This window comes from Pseudogemmobacter faecipullorum (assembly GCF_020539525.1).
Taxonomy (GTDB): Bacteria; Pseudomonadota; Alphaproteobacteria; order Rhodobacterales; family Rhodobacteraceae; genus Pseudogemmobacter; species Pseudogemmobacter faecipullorum.
In genome coordinates this window covers 180475-196589 of the sequence record NZ_JACDXX010000004.1, presented here as the reverse complement: position 1 = coordinate 196589, position 16115 = coordinate 180475, and the positions used below count along the sequence as shown (strand labels likewise).

General features: G+C 65.1%; 21 protein-coding genes. 10 read left to right on the top strand and 11 right to left on the bottom strand.

The features are described 5' to 3' along the window. Positions 1-53: 53 nt before the first annotated feature. From H0485_RS06125 to H0485_RS06085, 9 genes are read left to right on the top strand one after another with little or no spacing between them, the layout of a single operon-like run. Positions 54-437 (top strand): FlgB family protein, encoded by a 384-nt coding sequence (locus H0485_RS06125; protein ID WP_226934482.1) that lies wholly within the window; start codon positions 54-56, stop codon positions 435-437. Positions 438-448: 11 nt separating this feature from the next. After that, positions 449-829 (top strand): flagellar basal body rod protein FlgC, encoded by a 381-nt coding sequence (flgC, locus tag H0485_RS06120; RefSeq protein WP_226934481.1) that lies wholly within the window; start codon positions 449-451, stop codon positions 827-829. A gap of 11 nt (positions 830-840) precedes the next feature. Beyond that, positions 841-1122 carry a flagellar hook-basal body complex protein FliE gene (gene fliE, locus H0485_RS06115; RefSeq protein WP_226934480.1) on the top strand — a complete coding sequence of 94 codons (282 nt, stop codon included), beginning with the start codon at positions 841-843 and terminating at the stop codon, positions 1120-1122. Then, a complete protein-coding gene (locus tag H0485_RS06110) occupies positions 1119-1385 on the top strand; it encodes a flagellar biosynthetic protein FliQ (RefSeq protein ID WP_226934479.1) in 267 nt (88 codons plus the stop codon). Before fliE ends, H0485_RS06110 begins: the two co-directional genes overlap by 4 nt. A gap of 1 nt (position 1386) precedes the next feature. Further along, the gene (locus tag H0485_RS06105) at positions 1387-2094 is read left to right on the top strand and encodes a flagellar hook-basal body complex protein (RefSeq protein WP_226934478.1); all 708 of its coding nucleotides are present in this window, start codon (positions 1387-1389) and stop codon (positions 2092-2094) included. A gap of 9 nt (positions 2095-2103) precedes the next feature. Next, positions 2104-2889 carry a flagellar basal-body rod protein FlgG gene (gene flgG, locus H0485_RS06100; RefSeq protein WP_226934477.1) on the top strand — a complete coding sequence of 262 codons (786 nt, stop codon included), beginning with the start codon at positions 2104-2106 and terminating at the stop codon, positions 2887-2889. Next, positions 2889-3323, top strand: coding sequence for a flagellar basal body P-ring formation chaperone FlgA (flgA, locus tag H0485_RS06095; RefSeq protein WP_226934476.1), 435 nt, complete (start codon positions 2889-2891; stop codon positions 3321-3323). Before flgG ends, flgA begins: the two co-directional genes overlap by 1 nt. After that, positions 3320-4045, top strand: coding sequence for a flagellar basal body L-ring protein FlgH (flgH, locus tag H0485_RS06090; RefSeq protein WP_226934475.1), 726 nt, complete (start codon positions 3320-3322; stop codon positions 4043-4045). Before flgA ends, flgH begins: the two co-directional genes overlap by 4 nt. A 2-nt stretch (positions 4046-4047) precedes the next feature. Then, positions 4048-4506 (top strand): flagellar basal body-associated FliL family protein, encoded by a 459-nt coding sequence (locus tag H0485_RS06085; protein ID WP_226934474.1) that lies wholly within the window; start codon positions 4048-4050, stop codon positions 4504-4506. Between the two features lie 13 nt (positions 4507-4519). On the opposite strand, the gene H0485_RS06080 is transcribed toward H0485_RS06085, so the two are convergent. From H0485_RS06080 to H0485_RS06030, 11 genes are all read right to left on the bottom strand, one after another. After that, positions 4520-5273 (bottom strand): IS5 family transposase gene (locus H0485_RS06080; RefSeq protein ID WP_226934473.1). Its coding sequence is split into 2 segments (ribosomal slippage): positions 4520-4943 and positions 4942-5273, totalling 756 coding nucleotides; the frame shifts between segments, so codons are not numbered across the junction. Positions 5274-5374: 101 nt separating this feature from the next. After that, on the bottom strand, positions 5375-5701 hold the full coding sequence (locus tag H0485_RS06075) for a hypothetical protein (protein WP_226934472.1): 327 nt from the start codon (positions 5699-5701) through the stop codon (positions 5375-5377). After that, positions 5694-6785, bottom strand: a complete 1092-nt coding sequence (locus tag H0485_RS06070) for an EscU/YscU/HrcU family type III secretion system export apparatus switch protein (RefSeq protein ID WP_226934471.1) — start codon at positions 6783-6785, stop codon at positions 5694-5696. The genes H0485_RS06075 and H0485_RS06070 overlap by 8 nt, the downstream gene beginning before the upstream one ends. Beyond that, a complete protein-coding gene (locus H0485_RS06065) occupies positions 6785-7582 on the bottom strand; it encodes a flagellar biosynthetic protein FliR (protein WP_226934470.1) in 798 nt (265 codons plus the stop codon). Before H0485_RS06065 ends, H0485_RS06070 begins: the two co-directional genes overlap by 1 nt. Continuing rightward, positions 7579-9660: a flagellar biosynthesis protein FlhA gene (gene flhA / locus H0485_RS06060; RefSeq protein WP_226934469.1), complete on the bottom strand. Its 2082-nt coding sequence runs from the start codon at positions 9658-9660 to the stop codon at positions 7579-7581. Before flhA ends, H0485_RS06065 begins: the two co-directional genes overlap by 4 nt. Further along, on the bottom strand, positions 9657-10346 hold the full coding sequence (locus H0485_RS06055; protein WP_226934468.1) for a transglycosylase SLT domain-containing protein: 690 nt from the start codon (positions 10344-10346) through the stop codon (positions 9657-9659). The genes flhA and H0485_RS06055 overlap by 4 nt, the downstream gene beginning before the upstream one ends. Positions 10347-10382: 36 nt before the next feature. Beyond that, positions 10383-12587, bottom strand: coding sequence for a hypothetical protein (locus tag H0485_RS06050; protein ID WP_226934467.1), 2205 nt, complete (start codon positions 12585-12587; stop codon positions 10383-10385). Further along, positions 12584-13453, bottom strand: coding sequence for a flagellar motor stator protein MotA (gene motA / locus H0485_RS06045; RefSeq protein WP_226934466.1), 870 nt, complete (start codon positions 13451-13453; stop codon positions 12584-12586). Before motA ends, H0485_RS06050 begins: the two co-directional genes overlap by 4 nt. A gap of 40 nt (positions 13454-13493) precedes the next feature. After that, positions 13494-14084 (bottom strand): MotE family protein, encoded by a 591-nt coding sequence (locus H0485_RS06040; protein ID WP_226934465.1) that lies wholly within the window; start codon positions 14082-14084, stop codon positions 13494-13496. Continuing rightward, positions 14081-14485 carry a DUF6468 domain-containing protein gene (locus H0485_RS06035; protein ID WP_226934464.1) on the bottom strand — a complete coding sequence of 135 codons (405 nt, stop codon included), beginning with the start codon at positions 14483-14485 and terminating at the stop codon, positions 14081-14083. The genes H0485_RS06040 and H0485_RS06035 overlap by 4 nt, the downstream gene beginning before the upstream one ends. An 11-nt stretch (positions 14486-14496) precedes the next feature. Continuing rightward, positions 14497-14991, bottom strand: a complete 495-nt coding sequence (locus H0485_RS06030) for a flagellar basal body-associated FliL family protein (protein ID WP_226934463.1) — start codon at positions 14989-14991, stop codon at positions 14497-14499. A gap of 200 nt (positions 14992-15191) precedes the next feature. Here H0485_RS06030 and H0485_RS21835 point away from each other — a divergent pair, with 200 nt between their 5' ends. Then, a complete protein-coding gene (locus H0485_RS21835) occupies positions 15192-16112 on the top strand; it encodes an NUDIX hydrolase (RefSeq protein ID WP_226934462.1) in 921 nt (306 codons plus the stop codon). The last annotated feature ends 3 nt before the right edge of the window (positions 16113-16115 follow it).

The window sequence follows — 16115 nt, the reverse complement described above, 5'->3', positions numbered from 1 at the left end:
TCTAAAGGAATCACCCTTAAACCTTGGTGAACCAGATCGAGGGAGAAGCCCCGATGTTTGCCAGGCTTGAACTGACCAGAATGGCCCAGGGGTTGGCGGCCCATGCCGGAACCCGTCTGGGCGTCATTGCCCAGAACATCGCCAATGCCGATACGCCCGGCTATCGCACCCGCGATATTGCCGATTTCGCAACGACCTATGCCGCCACGGCGGAACAGATGCGGGCCACCCGCCCCGGGCATCTGCAGACAGGCACCGGGGCTGAAACGACCGAGAGTTTCGCATCCGGCGGCGATGCAGCCCCGAATGGCAATGATGTCTCGCTTGAGCTGGAAATGGTGAAAGCCGCCAGCACAAGGCAGGAGCACGAGATGGCGCTGGCAATCTACCGCGCGACCTCAGGTGTGATCCGCGCCTCTCTCGGCAGCAGAGGATAGGGGGGCAGCTGATGACCGATCTCAGCGATGCGCTTGAAGCCTCGGCGGCCGGTATGCGGGCCCAGGCCAGCCGCATCCGCCATGTCTCCGAGAATATTGCCAATGCCGATACGCCCGGCTACCGCCGCAAGCTGATCAGCTTTGAACAGACCGCCGGGACCGGCCTGGTTACCCCCGGCCCGCTGCGTCTTGACCAGAGCGCGCTGCCCCGGATCTTTCAGCCCGGCCATCCGCTGGCCGATAGCGAGGGCTATTATCAGGGCTCGAATGTCGACCTGGTGATGGAAATCGCCGACGCGCGCGAAGCGCAGCGCAGCTATGACGCCAATCTTCGCCTTTTCGACCAGGCCCGGCAGATGACCCTGAGCCTGTTTGAACTTCTGCGACGCTAGGAGGGTCCGGAATGGATGCAATCTCATCCTTCGCGGCGCAGGGCTATGCCCGGGCCAGAACCGCAGCGGCCAGCGGACCGGCCGCCCCGGAAGGCATTGCCGCGATGGCCGGCAGCTTCACTGCGGCGCTTTCCGCGCATGAGCAGACCGCCCGCGCCGCCATGGCAGGTGGCGCCGATCCCCATTCCCTGGTCGCCGCCCTCTCCTCTTCGCAGCTGGCCGTCGAAACCGTGGCCAGCCTGCGTGACCGCGTCGTCGAGGCCTATCAGGAAATTCTGAGGATGCCGGTATGACCGAAGCCGCATTTTATGACGTACTGCGCCAGGGCCTGCAGATTGCAGTCAAAATCTCGGCGCCGATGCTGCTGATGGCCCTGGTGACCGGGGTGGTGATCGGCCTGTTTCAGGCCCTGACCTCGATCCAGGAGATGACGCTGACCTTCGTGCCGAAGCTTGCCGCTATGCTGGCGGCCTTCTGGATCTCGATGGGCTTTATGACCGCCGCGCTGACCGGGTTTTTCACCGATCAGATCATTCCGCTTATCATTGGGGGCTGAGATGGATTCCGCCGGTTACGTCGCCCTCGGCCGCCAGTCTGGCCTGATGCGCGAGATGCAGATCGTCGCCAATAATATCGCCAATCTCTCGACCACTGGATTTCGGCGCGAGGGCATGGTTTTTGCCGAATTTATCGCCCCTTCCGAACGCGGCCCCTCGCTTTCGATGGCCCATGGCACGGCGCGGCTCATCGATCTCAGCCAGGCCGGGCTCAGCGCCACCGGGGCCGCATTCGATCTCGCCATCGATGGTGAGGGCTTCTTTCGCATCGCTACCCCCGGCGGTGAACGCCTGACCCGCGCCGGCACTTTCACCCCTTCGGCCGAGGGCGAGCTGGTGACCCGTGAGGGCTATTCCCTGCTCGACGCAGCAGGCGTTGCGCTGCAGATCCCGCCCGGAGCTGCAATCGCGATCGGGACCGATGGCACGGTCTCGGCCGGGGATGCGGCCATCGGGCAGATCGGCCTCTGGCGCCCGGTCGACCCTCTGGCGCTGCGCCACCAGTCAGGCACCACTTTCGATGGCGGCGAGGTTGAGCCTGCCCCCGAGGGGCTGATCCGGCAGGGATTTCTTGAGGAGAGCAATGTCAATCCGGTGATGGAAATCGCCCGGATGATCGAGGTGCAGCGCGCCTATGAGCTGGGTCAGAAATTCCTCGATGCCGAGGATGACCGTGCCCGCAAAACCATCCAGACCCTTGGAGCATAGAGCAAAGCCATGAAAGCATTGCAGATTGCCGCCACCGGCATGTCGGCTCAACAGATGAAGGTCGATGTCGTTTCCAATAATCTCGCGAATATGTCGACCAATGGCTATAATGCGCGCCGGGCCGATTTCGCCGATCTGCATTATCAGCAATACGCCCGCCCCGGCACAATCGCCGCGGGCGACGGCACGATGCTTCCCACCGGCGTACAGATTGGCCTGGGCGTCCGGCCCTCATCGGTCTCGGTCCTGCTGTCGCAGGGATCGCTGACCATGACAAATGGCGATCTTGACCTGGCGATTGATGGCAATGGCTATCTCGAAGTGACGCTGCCCTCAGGCCTTTCCGCCTATACCAGGGACGGGGCGCTGAAGCGTTCGGCCGACGGGCTGATCGTCACCTCCGACGGCTATCCGGTTGCGCCTGGCATCACCATTCCCCAGGAGGCGCGCTCAATCGCCATCAATGCCGGGGGCGAGGTCTGGGCCTATTTCAGCGACCGGGTAGAGCCTGAGCTGTTGGGCCAGTTCACCCTGAGCGATTTTACCAATGACAAAGGGCTGGAGGCGATCGGCTCAAATCTGTTTCTGGAAACGGCCGCATCAGGCCCGCCGGTGATCAGCGATCCGGGCTCTGACGGGCTGGGCAGCCTGCGCCAGGGCTATCTCGAGGAAAGCTCGGTCGACCCGGTGCGCGAGATTACCGAGCTGATCAAGGCACAGCGCGGATATGAGCTGAATGCCAAAGTGATCACCGCTGCCGATCAGATGCTCGGCGCCACCACCCAGCTGCGCTGATGCGTGGGCTGCGCTGTCTGAGCGCCCTGCTCCTCGGGCTGCACACCCTGCCCGCCGGGGCGGAAAGCCTTGTCGCGGCACGAAATCTTCCGGCGCAGCATCTGATCATGCCCGGCGATATCGCGCTGAGCCCCGACATATCTGACGGCGCCCTGAGCGATCCGCTGCTGGCGCTCGGCCTCGAAACCAGAGTGGCGATCTATGCCGGGCGCCCGCTCAGATCGGCCGATCTTGGCCCGCCGGCCCTGATCGAGCGCAATGCCAGCGTGGCTCTCGAATATCGGGCCGGCGCGCTGGTGATCCGGGCGGAGGGCCGCGCCCTTGGCCGTGCCGGAGCCGGAGAGATGGTCAGGGTGATGAACCTCAGCTCGAAGGCCACGGTTTCAGGCCTGGTCGGGCGCGACGGGCTGATCCATATCGGAGCATTGCCTTGAAATCATGCCACTTTCTCTTGCCGTTCCTCGCTCTTTGCGCCTGCAGCAGCCTGTCGCAGGTGGGACGCGCACCGGAGTTCAGCCCGCTGGAGGGCAGCTATCAGCACCATGCGATCTATTCCTCGGCCCTGCCGGAAACCGCGCCACGGATTGGCGAAGGCGGTCAGTCCTCGCTCTGGAGCGCGGGCACCGGCTCGCTGCTCGGCGACCGCCGCGCCGCTCAGAGGGGGGATATCCTGACCGTGGTCATCGAAATCGATGACAGCGCAGAAATCTCAAACTCGTCAGCCCGGGCGCGGCGCGGCGCACAGGATATGGGCATTCCGCAATTCTTCGGCATCCCGCAGCGGCTGAATGAGAAACTGCCCGCCGGGGCCAGCATGGCAAGTGCTGTCGCAACCGGCTCGTCTTCCAGCTTTTCGGGCGAGGGTGAAGTCTCACGCTCCGAAAAGCTGACGCTGCGCATCGCCGCTACGGTGGTGGAACGGCTGGCCAACGGGGTTCTGCGCATCGAGGGGCAGCAGGAAGTGAGAGTGAATAACGAGCTGCGCGAGCTGATCGTCACCGGCTATGTCCGGCCCAGTGACATTTCGCGGCAGAATGAAATCACCTATGACAAGATTGCAGGAGCGCGGATTTCTTATGGCGGGCGGGGCCAGCTGACTGACATGCAGCAGCCGCGTTATGGCCAGCAGATTACCGACATCCTGCTACCGTTTTAATCATGCGGCGGCTTTTCCTGTCCCTGCTCCTCATCCTCGGCGCGGCGGCAGCCGGACTTACCGCCGGCCAGATATGGAAACCGGGGGCTGAACAGGCGCCCACGCCCCCTGACGGCGCAGACCCTGTTCCTAATGCCGGTGCCGATTTCATCCGGCTGAACAATCAGTTTATCGTCCCCATCCTCAGCGAGGGCCGGGTCAGCGCCCTTGTGGTGCTTTCTCTGAGCCTCGAGATCACCCCCGGCCAGGCCGAGCAGGTCTATCTGCGCGAACCAAAGCTGCGGGATGCGTTTCTACAGGTGTTGTTTGATCATGCCAATACCGGCGGTTTCAGCGGCGCCTTTACCGATGCCGCAAATCTGGTGCAGCTGCGCCGCGCGCTGCTGGATGAGGCAAGGCTGGTGCTGGGAGAGGTGGTCAGCAATGTGCTGATCACCGAAATCGCCCGCCAGGACAGCTAGGGTCGAGATTCAATCAGGTCCACCATAGGTTTACGGCTTCGATTGCGACTGTGGATGCGAAGTTTGCGGCGAGCTTGTCATATCTTGTTGCGATCCGCCGCCAGTCCTTGAGGCGGCGGATCGCGCCCTCGATCAGGTTTCGGGCGATATAAGCTGCACAATCATGTGGAATGGACTTTTTGCGCGACCGGGTTGAGCGGGGCACCGCTTCGGTGGCGCTTTCTGCCAGGCGGGCCCGTAAGCTCTTGGCATCACAGCCCTTGTCGGTCAGCAGCCGGCCTGGGGGTGACAGCTTGTCGAGCAGCGCCGGTGCTGCCGAGATATCGGCGCCGTTTCCGGGACCGATCAAAAAGGCGACGGCCCGCCCGCAAGCATCGGTCAGGGCATGGATTTTCGTGGTTGGTCCTCCACACGAGCGCCCGATGGCCTGAACTTTCGCCTGCCTTTTCGCAATGTGCCGAGCGGTGGGCACGCACGGCGGTACTATCGATGCTCAGATCAACCGGCAGCCCCGCCTGCGCTGACAAGAGGGTGAAGATCCGCGTCCACACCCCCCGCCGGCTCCACCGGTTAAAGCGATTGCAGATCGTGCCCGAAGGGCCATAGTCGGCTGGACAATCCTGCCAACGGCACCCCACCCGCAAGACTTGAATGATCCCGCTGATCACCCGGCGATCATCCACCCGCCGCGCACCCGACTGGTTCCTTGGCAACAGCGGCTCAATCGAAGCCCAGGCATGATCGGAAAGCCAAAATCCTGCAGACATCACCCACCTTCTGCAAACTACGGGCAGTGAATCAGAGGAAACAAGCCGTTACAACAGTTTGATGGAGTTTCGACCCTAGTCCGGCAGGCGGCAAACAGCCTCTACTTACGCTCTTTAAGCTGGCGCAGCAGCTGAACCCGGGCAAAAGCCCGGCGCGCCTCGCCGAGGGCGTTCAGCCATTCCGCCTCACACAGCGCGGCCTGGCGCTGCAATTCCAACCGCCTTGGCGTCGCCCAGGTTTCAAAGCGATACCATGATATCTGCAGGCCAGTATCGGCGCGTTCCGTTTCGTCCGGCCATTGATCCAGCGCCGCAAGCCTGGCCCTGACTGCCGCGCGGGCTGCCCCGGCCCCGGCCAGCCGCTCTGAACGCTGCTCCAGCACCAGATCCGCAATCTGTCTCAGCCGCACCAGCCGGGGGTCAGACATGTCCGCCCCTAGGGCCCTGGCCGCTGCTTCGCCGCAGGGAATGCGCAAAGCGAATAGCCGCAGCGACGGCGGCATAATGCTCGGGCTGCACCTCGGCGCCGATGCGGATGGTTGCGAAAATCAGCCGCGCCGCAGGCGGATCATGGCGGATTGGCACGCCGGCCTCGCGCGCAATCTCGCGGATGCGCAGCGCGAGCTCATCCTGGCCTTTTGCCACGCAGACCGGCGCCCCTCCTTTGGCCCGATCCCATTTCAGCGCCACCGCATAATGGGTCGGGTTCACAATCACCACATCCGCGCCGGGCACATCCGCCATCATCCTGCGGCTGGCAATTTCGCGGGCCCGGCGCAGCCTGTCGGCCTTCTGATGCGGATCGCCCTCACTGTCTTTCATCTCATCGGTCAGCTCTTTGCGGCTCATCCGGTTCCGGCGCATAAATTCGAGCCGCTGCCAGAGCAGATCGAGCGCCCCGGCGGCTGCATTCAGCGCAATGGCGAGGATCAGAAAGCCAGTCAGTATTTTCATAAGCAGCAACAGAAACTGCCCAGGCGTCAGCCGCAGGCTGAGAAAGATCTCATCGCTGTTTTTGTGCAAAAACACCGACAGCGCGGTGGCGATCAGCAGCATTTTCAGTGTTTTCTTACTGAAATCCACCAGGCCATTACGACCGAATTTTTGCCTGAAACTGGCCAGCACCGACAGGCGGGAGAGGCGAAAACCCAGTTTATCAGGCGCAAAGACCAGGCCCCGCGAGCCGATCAGCCAGGCCAATAACAGCAGGCCAGGCGGCAGCAGCAGGGCCAGCAGCGGCAAAAGCGCGGCCGCAGCAAGCGCAAGAATACGCTGCCCCCCCGCCGTGAGCCGGAGCTGATCCGCCGCGCCGATCAGCTCGGCCGCGGCTTCGGCAGCCGCGCCAACCGCCCAGGGACCAAAGATGAGCAACGCCAGCAAAAACCCAAGCAGGGCCAGAGCGCTCTGCAGATCTTCCGACCGGATCACATCCCCCTCTTCGCGTGCTTTCTGCAGGCGACGCGGCGTCGGATCAAAGGTCTTGCTGTCCTGATCTTCAGTGGGGCCTGACATTACCACATCCCCCAGGGGTCCTGCAGCGCCGCGGACATCCCCTCATGCCAGAACTGAAGCATGAAAGGCGCGGCCAGCATCAGCAGCAGGATACCGGCCCAGCTGAGCGCGGGGGCACCGATAAAGGTCACCATCAGCCCCGGCATCGCCCGATTGATCACGCCAAGCGTCAGATTATAGAGCAAAGCCGCAATCACAAACGGCGCCGCCAGGGTAAAACCAAGCGCGAAAACCCGGCTGACCCGCAGCAGGCTGAGGGTGGCGAGATCAGCAGGCGCGGGCAGATGACCCGCCGGAAGCAGCTGATAGGAAAGAAGAATCAGCTCTCCCGCCCGGGCGACACCATCGCTGGCACAAAACAGCGCCAGGCCTGCCAGGGTCAGAAAACTGGCGATGACAGGCTGTGGTTCTGGCCCGGTTCCACTGAACATCTGTGCCAGCGAGGCCGATTGCGCCGCAATGGTTCCGGCGATCTGCAGCGCAAAGAACAAAAACCGCAGCATCAGGCCGAGCAGCAGCCCGGCGATCACCTCTGTCGCCACCGCTGCCAGCGTAAACTGCGCCGCCCCGGCTGATCCCGCCAGGCCACCCGCCTCAGCCCCGGGCAGAGCCGGGGTAACAATGGCCGTAAGGGCAAGCGCAATGGCGAGACGTAGCCGCATTGGCAGGAGAATTTCTCCCGCAACAGGCAGCAAGGCAACCGCCGCGCCGACCCGCAAAAACACCAGGCCCGCCTGCCAGATTGCCGCCTCGGCCAGCTGAAGCAGCGCCGTCAGCGCGGTAAAGACCGGCATCATGCCGGAACCTGGCCCAGCAGGGCGGGCCGGACCTCAGTTCCGACCTCCTCATAGGACAGCACCGCGATCTGCAGGCCTCGCGCCTGAACCACGCTGCGCAGAAAGCGGCGGCGGCTGGCGGAGGTAACCAGCGCCGCCGCCTGCCCGGCCTCGCGCGCCGCGCTGATCTGATCGGCAATGCCATTGGCGAGGCGCGCGAACAGATCGGGCGGCAGGGCAACATCGCGCGCGCCTTTCTCGCCCTCAATCTGATGGGCCTGAAAACTGCGCTCCCATTCGGGGGCCAGCTGGATCAGCGGCAGCGAGCCATCCTCGCGCTTTTGTCCGGCGATGATCTGAAAGCCGAGGCGCTGACGGACATATTCACAGACCGCCTCCGGCGAGCCGAGGCTGCGCACCGCCGCAATCGCCTCCAGGATCAGCGGCAGATTGCGGATCGACACCCTTTCCTCCAGCAAAAGCCGCAGCACGGCATGCAAGAGATCAGGCGGAACCTTCTCAGGGATCATTTCATCAAGCAGCCGGCGATTGGCCGCGGCCCGGCTCTTGTCAGAGAGGTCGCTGAATTCATCAAGCAGGCGGCGCATCCCCCGCAAAGACAGCAGGCGCGACAGATTATTCTTCATCAGTTCAAGCAGATGCGTTGCCAGAACCTCGGCCGGGGAGACGACCGTCAGCCCCAGCAGCGCCGCATCCTCCTGGGCTTCGGCCGCAATCCAGCGCGCCGGGGCACCATAGACCGGCTCGCGCACATCCTCGCCCGCAGGGGGCTCCACCCCTTCGCTGAGCAGGGCCAGCACACGCCCGGGCATCAGCCGGTCGGTGGCACGCTCGACCCCCTGAATGCGGATCCGGTAACAGCCCGGGGCCAGCTCGGCCTCATCCGTCAGGCGGATCTCCGGCAGGATCAGGCCAAAACTGGTCGCGATATGATTGCGCATATTGAAGATCCGGCCATCAAGACCGGTCGCAGGATTGAGCGCCATATCGACCAGATCCGGCGCAAACTCGAGATGAATCTCATCGAAATCAAGCAGATCGCCGATCGGTCGGCGCCTGGTAACGGGATCGCTGACAGCGGGCAGCTCACCGGCGGGCGCAGGCGGCGCGCGATGCCGGAGAGCCAGGCCCGCCAGCAGAAGGGCCCCGGCGGCAAAAGGCAGGAAGGGCATACCCGGGAGAATACCGATCAGCGCCAGAAGGCCCCCCACCGTTGCCAGGGCCGCCGGATAGCGGCCCAGCTGCAGAAAAAAGCTGCTGGTGACAGCCCCCTGAGCGCCGCCCCGCGACAGTAAGAGCGCGGCCGCCACCGAGATAATCACCGCCGGGATCTGACTGACGAGACCATCGCCGACCGTCAGGATCGAATAGGTCGCAAAAGCGCGCGAGGCCTCCATGCCATGCACCCCGATGCCAACCGCCAGCCCGACGATGAAATTCAGCGCCGTGATCAGCAGCCCGGCGATGGCATCGCCTTTGACAAATTTCGAGGCCCCGTCCAGCGAACCGAAAAAGGTGGTCTCGGCCAGTTCGCTCTCGCGCCGCCGCCGCGCCTCATCATGCGTGATCGCCCCGGCAGAAAGATCGGCATCAATCGCCATCTGCCGCCCGGGCATGCCATCCAGCGCGAAGCGCGCGCCCACCTCGGCCATCCGTCCTGCGCCCCTGGTGATCACGATGAAATTCACGATCATGATGACGCAAAAAATCACCAGACCGATGATGATATCTCCGCCCATCACGAAACTGGCAAAGCCCTCGATGACATGGCCGGCGGCGGCGGTGCCGTTCTGGCCATTGCTGATGATCAGCCGCGTCGAGGAGACGGTCAGGCCAAGGCGCAGCAAAAGCGAGGCGAGCAGAATGGTTGGAAAGGCCGAGAAATCGAGCGGGCGTTCGACGAAAAGCGTGATCGTCAGCACCAGTATCGCCAGCGCGAAAGAGGCCGCGAGACCGATGTCGAGCACCAGCGGCGGCACCGGCAGGATCATCATCGCCACCACCGCCATCAGCGCGAGGGCAAGTCCGACGCCAGGCTGCAGCAGATTGGCGGGGGGACGCAGCGCATTTACCTTCATGAGGGGTCGATCAGCGGCGCGCGGGCTTCAGAAACCGGCATCAGCGAGCCCGCCGAAGCCGGCAGCCCGGCCTGCAGCAGCGGATAGAGATTGACCCGGGCTGCGCTCACGGCGGGCCGCAGCGGCGCGCTGGCCGTCCAACCCGCAACCGGGCTGCCGACCACGCTGGCATAGATCGGCACAAAGCGGTTCATATAAATCTCAGCCAGCTCTTTCGTAGCGGAATGATAGCTGGCCACCGCCTGGTCCCAGCTGCCGGAGCGCTGATACAGATCCAGCAGAAAGCGGGCGGCGTAATCTGCGTTCAGCGCGGGGTCGAGCATAGCAGCCGCATCGGTAAATCCTGCCGCATGCCAGCGCCAGTTCAGCTGAAAGCAGCCGATATCAATATTGCTGCGGCCCTGCCCGAGCAGATCCAGCAGAGCCCGCTCGGCCTCGGCGCGGGTTTCAAACCAGTGCCCCTCCCCGCCGGCATTCAGCGTCCAGGGCCAGGGGCGCGCCCCCGTCGCATCTGCCCGGCCCGATTCCGTCAGCGCAACGGCATAGAGCAGCTCGGGCGCGATGTCAGAGCGGGCGGCGGCGGTAGCAATGGCCCTGTCACATTCACCGGCCCGCAGCCAGCCCGGCCCGGCGAGGGCGAAGAGGGCAATGCAGCAGATCAGATGCAACGTTCTGCGGATGGACATTCTGTCGTAACCGATTCTCAGGGTGCCCCTGCATTGTCACCTCTGCGGCGTTTCCAAACCGTTACCAGAGCCCAGTCTGGCGATCTCGCGCAGCTTTTCGACCGCACCGGCCCGGGCAGCCGCATCCTCCGCCAGCTGATAGCTGCGGGCGAGCAGGCCCGAGCCCCCCGGCCCGGCAGCGCTGAGGGCGGTCTCAGCAGCGGCAGCCCAGTCGGGCAGTGCAGCGGGGGCCACTGGCAGCTCCGCGTCCGCCTCTGCCCCGGGTCCGGCGGCAGAGGCGGGCGGGGCCGCAACAGGGGGAGCAGCGCTGTCCTGGCCCAGCTGCAGCGCTGCTTTCTGCCGCAGCTGCACCACTTGTTCGGGCGGGCTTTCATATGAAAATTCCGACAGGTAGGTGAGAGCCGATCTGGCATCGCGCAGCAAAAGTGCAGCTTCGGCGGCCAGAATAGCCGCTTCCGGCCCCTCCGGGCGGGGCGGGGCGAGCCAGGCCAGCGCCTCGCTGGCAAAACCATGCTGCAGCAATCGTCTGGCTGTCGCCTGCCGCAGCGCCGGTGGAACGGGCGCAAACGGTGGTGTCAGGGCCTCGCGCAGAAAAAAATCATCATCCGCCCCCGCTACAACCAGCTGCCAGAGCGCTGGCAGGTTTTCCGGCCCCGCTGGCAGCAAGGCGAAAGCGCGGTCAAAATCCCCGGCAAGGGCCGCAGCCAGAAGTTCAGCGCGCAGGAGCAGCGGGGCGGAGGGGTCATTTTTCACCTCCTGCCGATAGGCTGCGATCTGATCCGGCAGATCTGGCGACAGCGGCTTTTGCTCGGCAAACGCCGCATCGACAAGCAGGATCAGCGCCCCGGCCCCTGCTGCCGTAGACTCGGCCAGCGCGGCGCTGGCCTGATCCGCCGCCGCCGCGCCCTCGCGCAGCAAAAGCTGCCCGGTGAGCAGCCGCGTCGCGGCATCCGGCCCGGGCGCCTGACGCCGCAGGACATCCCGGATCCGATAGGCCCCGGCCTCATCCCCGATCTGCAGAAAATAGCCCGCCAGGGCCGGCCCGAGATGGGATTTCAGCGCCGCTGGCAAAGTGGAAAAAGCCTGAAAGACAGCCTCACCCTTGAAGGAGCCCGGCGGAAGCGCGCTCTGCCGAGGGGCGAGCGCAAGCGCGAGACTGGCCCAGAGCGCCGCCGCACCATCGCAGCTCTCCATCCCGGAGAAGATATTTGCGGGTGGAGGCTGCAGATCGACAAGCCAGGACAATGTCGCGAGCAGCGCAGCCTCAGGTTGCTCCGGCCCCGGCAAAAGGCGCAGCATCTGTCGCGCCTCGGCGCCGAAGCCCAGCGCAAGATGCAGACGCGCGGCCAGCAGAATCTGCTGCGGTACCGGGCGGTCAAATTCGGCAAAAAGCGCCTGCCGCGCATCGGCGATCGCAAGGGCAGCGGGCTGGGCCGGATACCAGTCTGCCAGAGCCAGAGCGGCATCCGCCACGCAGTCGCGGCCCTGATCGGTAAGCGATTTCCCGGCAGGGTCAGGCGCGAGGCGCAGGCCCGGCATTTCGCCATTGCTGACGCGCAGCTCACCGGCAGCCTGCAGCGCCCTGGCCGCCGGATCTGGCAGAATACGATCGCTGACCGGCGTGATCACCCCCTCCACGATGCCCCGGCTGATCTGGCGCAGGACCGCATCGCGCATCAGGCCAAGGCTGGCCCCGGACCGGGGCCGGGACGCGAGAACCGGCAGCGGCCCGGCTGACAGCCCATGCCGGGCCTGCAGCCAGTCATAGCCCGGCCGGGCCTCAGCCGGTGCGATAGAAAACCAGGGCCGGTCCGGCATTGTTGCGCTCTCCGGTGCGGGCGCGTCGGGCACAGACTCCGGAGCGCCAGGCCCCTCCCTGATATCAATCGCAATCACCTGCGGGCGCGCTTCAAAGGCGGTGGCATGACAGTCGCAGCCCAGCTGCAGTTCGAGAGCTCCCGCTTCCTTTGCGGGAATGACTGCCTTCAGACGGGTGGCCGGGATAAGGTCGAAAACATGATCGAGCGCCCAGCCCGTATCCTCAGCCCCGCTTCGGAATATGTAACTGCGGCCATTGCGCTGCAGCGACCAGGCCGTGCGGCCCGGCAGCTCGATCACAATGCGGGTAAAATCAGCATGTTCGCCGCCCCGGACCCGCACGCGATCGGCAAAGGCCGGCAACCCGGCCAGAAGGGCCACAGCCGCCAGGGCCGAGACGGGGGCGGGGCTGAAGTGTCTCACGCCGCCTCCTGCTTCAGCACCCGCAGCGCCGCTTCGAGATCGCTGAAATCGGGGCGCATATGCGGCGGGGTATTCTGCCGCCCGACCTCGATACAGATATTGGCCGGATGGCGTTGCAGATTGGCGATCAGCACCTCGCGGATCAGATGGTAAAAATGCGCATCCTCCTCAACCACGGCGCGCACCCGTGCCGCGAAGGGACCTGCCAGCCCATAGGCGAGGAAAACGCCGAGGAAGGTTCCAACCAGCGCGCCGCCAATCATCCGCCCCAGCACTTCGGGCGGCTGATCAATCGAGGCCATGGTCTTGATTACCCCCAATACCGCTGCAACAATGCCCAGCGCCGGCAGGCCATCGGCCATGCTCTGCAGGGCATGGCTCGAATGCAGTGCATGCGACAGTCGCACCTCCATCCTTTTGTCGAGCACCTCCTCGACCTGATGCGGATCGTCGTAATTCATCGAGGCCGCCCGCAAAGTGTCACAGGTCAGCGCCACCGCATCGGCATCGGCAAGGATGCGGGGGTATTTGCTGAAGATCGCCGAGGCATTGGGGTTCTCGACATGTTCCTCCAGCGCAACCGGATTGGCGCGCGCGAGGCGCACCAGCTCAAACAGCAGGCAGAGCAGGGCGCGGTAATCCTCAGGCTGCCAATGCGCGCCGCGAAACACTTTGCGCAGATCGCGCAGGGTCTGTTTCACCCCCTCGCTGCCATTGGCAATCAGGAAAGCCCCGATGGCGGCGCCGCCGATCATGCTCAGCTCAAAGGGCAGCGCATGCAGGATGATACCGATTTTCCCCCCGGCAGCCGCATAGCCACCGAAAACCATCACAAAAATCACGAGGATGCCGATCAGCCCCAGCATGGTTGTTTCCTGTCCGTTCCTCCTGCTGCAATCATGCGCCTCACTCTCTCGGCGCCCGGGCATTGCGGCCGGCGAGTATGGCGCTGACCGCCCAGGCCCGCTCGGCCTGCATTCCTGCCAGCAGCGCCCCCGCCGCATCCGGCTTCATCCGCCCCAGAAACCCCGCCGCAAAGGCCGGGTCCATCGCATCAAACAGCGGTGCCGCATCGCGCGGTTTCATCCGCTCATAGACTGTGGTCAGCCGGGCCAGATCGGCCTCGGCCGCGCCATCTGCCAGGGCCAGGGTGGCGCGCAGCTGCTGTTCGGCCTGTTCCAGTGCCTCCAGCCGGCCCGCCAGCAGCTTATCGGCCTGTTCAAGCGCGGCAGACTGGCTGGCCAGCGCCACTTCCTGCGCCCGGACCCTGGCTTCGCGCCCCGACAGAGCCGCGGCAAGCGCCGCCGGGCCCGGAGCGCAGGCCTGGGGCGCAGAACCCGCGTCCGCTTCGGCTGTTTCTACGCTGTCTTCTCCGGTCGAGGCCTGTGCGGCCCGGGCGAGCGCCAGCCCCATACCCTCTCCGAAGCGAATGGCGGCCGAGGCGGCGAACAGCAGCATCACCGCGCTCAGCGCCCCGCGCCCGGCTGAATGGCTCATCCGCGCCCCTCCGCCAGCCCGGCATCCTGCTGGCGACGGGCCTCCCGCCGGACCTGGCGCAGCCGCAGCACCCCGGCCGGAACCGGTTCATGCTCTTGCGGCCGGGCCGGCACCTCTGACGGCAGGTCATGCAGCGCCGCCACCAGCAGCTCAAGCCGGGTGGCCAGATGATCGGCACGATCCGTCAGACTGCCCAGACGGCGTTCCGACTGGCCCGCCACGCCCTGCGCCTTTTCAAGCGCACGCGTCATCTCATCCACCTCGGCGGACAGCACGGCAATTGCCCCGCCCATGCCCGTTTCAAGCGCAGTGAACCGCTGCAGCCGCTGCGCCAGGACATAGCAATAGAGCACCGCCCCCAGCGTCGCGGCGAGCAAAAGGCTGTCAGCGATCAGATCCATAGCGGCCTCTCTCAGTTCAGGACGAATTCAGCGATCAGCAGGTCACGCACCCGCCCCTCGCCGGTGACGATCTGGATCCGGCGCAGCATCTGGCCGCGCAGCCGGGTGATTGCGCCGGCGTCTTCCAGCTCGCGCGGCTCAACCGCGCGCAGATAGCTGTTCAGCACATCGACAATCCGCGGCAGCAAGAGGCTGACCTCCTCCTGGTGGCGGGTTTCGGTCTCCAGCTGGGCAGAGAATTTCAGATGCCGCCCCGTCGCCGCGGGACCGAGCGAGATGATGATCGCCGGGATCTGCACATAGGCGATGGAGGGCAGGGCCGGGACCGGCGAAGCATCCGGTGCCGCGATGAAGGGCAGCGTGACCAGCCCGGCCCGGCTGGCGTAAAAGCCACCCGCCCCGGAAAGGAGCGCCAGCACCAGGCTGATCAGAATCGCGCGCCAGGCACGACGCGGCGATGCCTCACTGCTCTGCAGCATCTCTGACCCGGCTGAAAGATCGCTCACCCCTGCCTCCGCTTGCGGTTTCCGGATCAGCATATCCGCCAGTTCCCTAACCGAGGGTGAACGCCTGCAGGCTTTTTGCCTGATCGCGGAGGGTATCGCGGGACTGCCGGGTATTTCTGTGCCGAAATGCCGGGCCCGGGGTGCAGAAGCCGCAGTGAATGCCTATAATGCCCCGATACCGTCCAGGGCAGGAGAGCAGAGTGACGAATGGCTTAGGGCAGGCAGAACTGATCGCGGTTCTCGCGGCCGTGACCGGCGAAGAGCCCCGGGTGATGACCGTCGCCGCTGGCCAGGCCCTGCCCTCGGGGCCTTTCATCTCGGGGCACCGCAGCCTGCAATCTGGCCTGCGGGCCTGGATCGAGCAGCAGACCGGCCATCCGGTCGGCTTTCTCGAGCAGCTCTATACTTTCGCCGACAGCGACCGCGAAGCCGCCGCCACGCCCGGGAGCGGCGATGAGACCTCACTGCGGCGGATCTCGATCTCCTATCTCGGGCTGGTGCATGAACAGGCCGCCCCCGGGGCAGAACAGCCCGAATGGCATGGCTGGTACGAATATTTCCCCTGGGAGGATCACCGCGCCGGGCCGCCCGCCTGCCTCGGTCCCGTTCTCGCGCGGCTGGCGCTCTGGGCGGCGGCCGGCGCAGGCGCTGAGGCGCGGGGGCAAAGGATTGATTACGCCTTTGGGCAGCATGGCGCACATTGGAATGAGGATCTGGCCCTGCAGCGCTATGAGCTGCTCTATGAGGCCGGGCTGGTGGCCGAGGCCGGTTGCAGCGATCTGCCCGAAAGCGGCCGCCCGATGCGCGCTGATCATCGCCGCATCCTCGCCACCGGCATCGCCCGGCTGCGCGCCAGGATCAAATACAGCCCGGCCGCTTTTGAGCTGATGCCGGACCGCTTCAGCCTGCTGCAGCTGCAGCGCAAGGTCGAGGCCCTGGTCGGGCTGCGGCTGCATAAGTCCAATTTCCGCCGTCAGATCGACCAGCAGGAGCTGATCGAGGAAACCGGCGAGATGAGCAGCGACGGTCCCGGCCGGCCCGCCATGCTCTATCGCTACCGCGCAACCGTGGTGCAGGCCAGGGCACTGGCCGGGACCAGACTGCCGATCAGCAGGAATTGACAT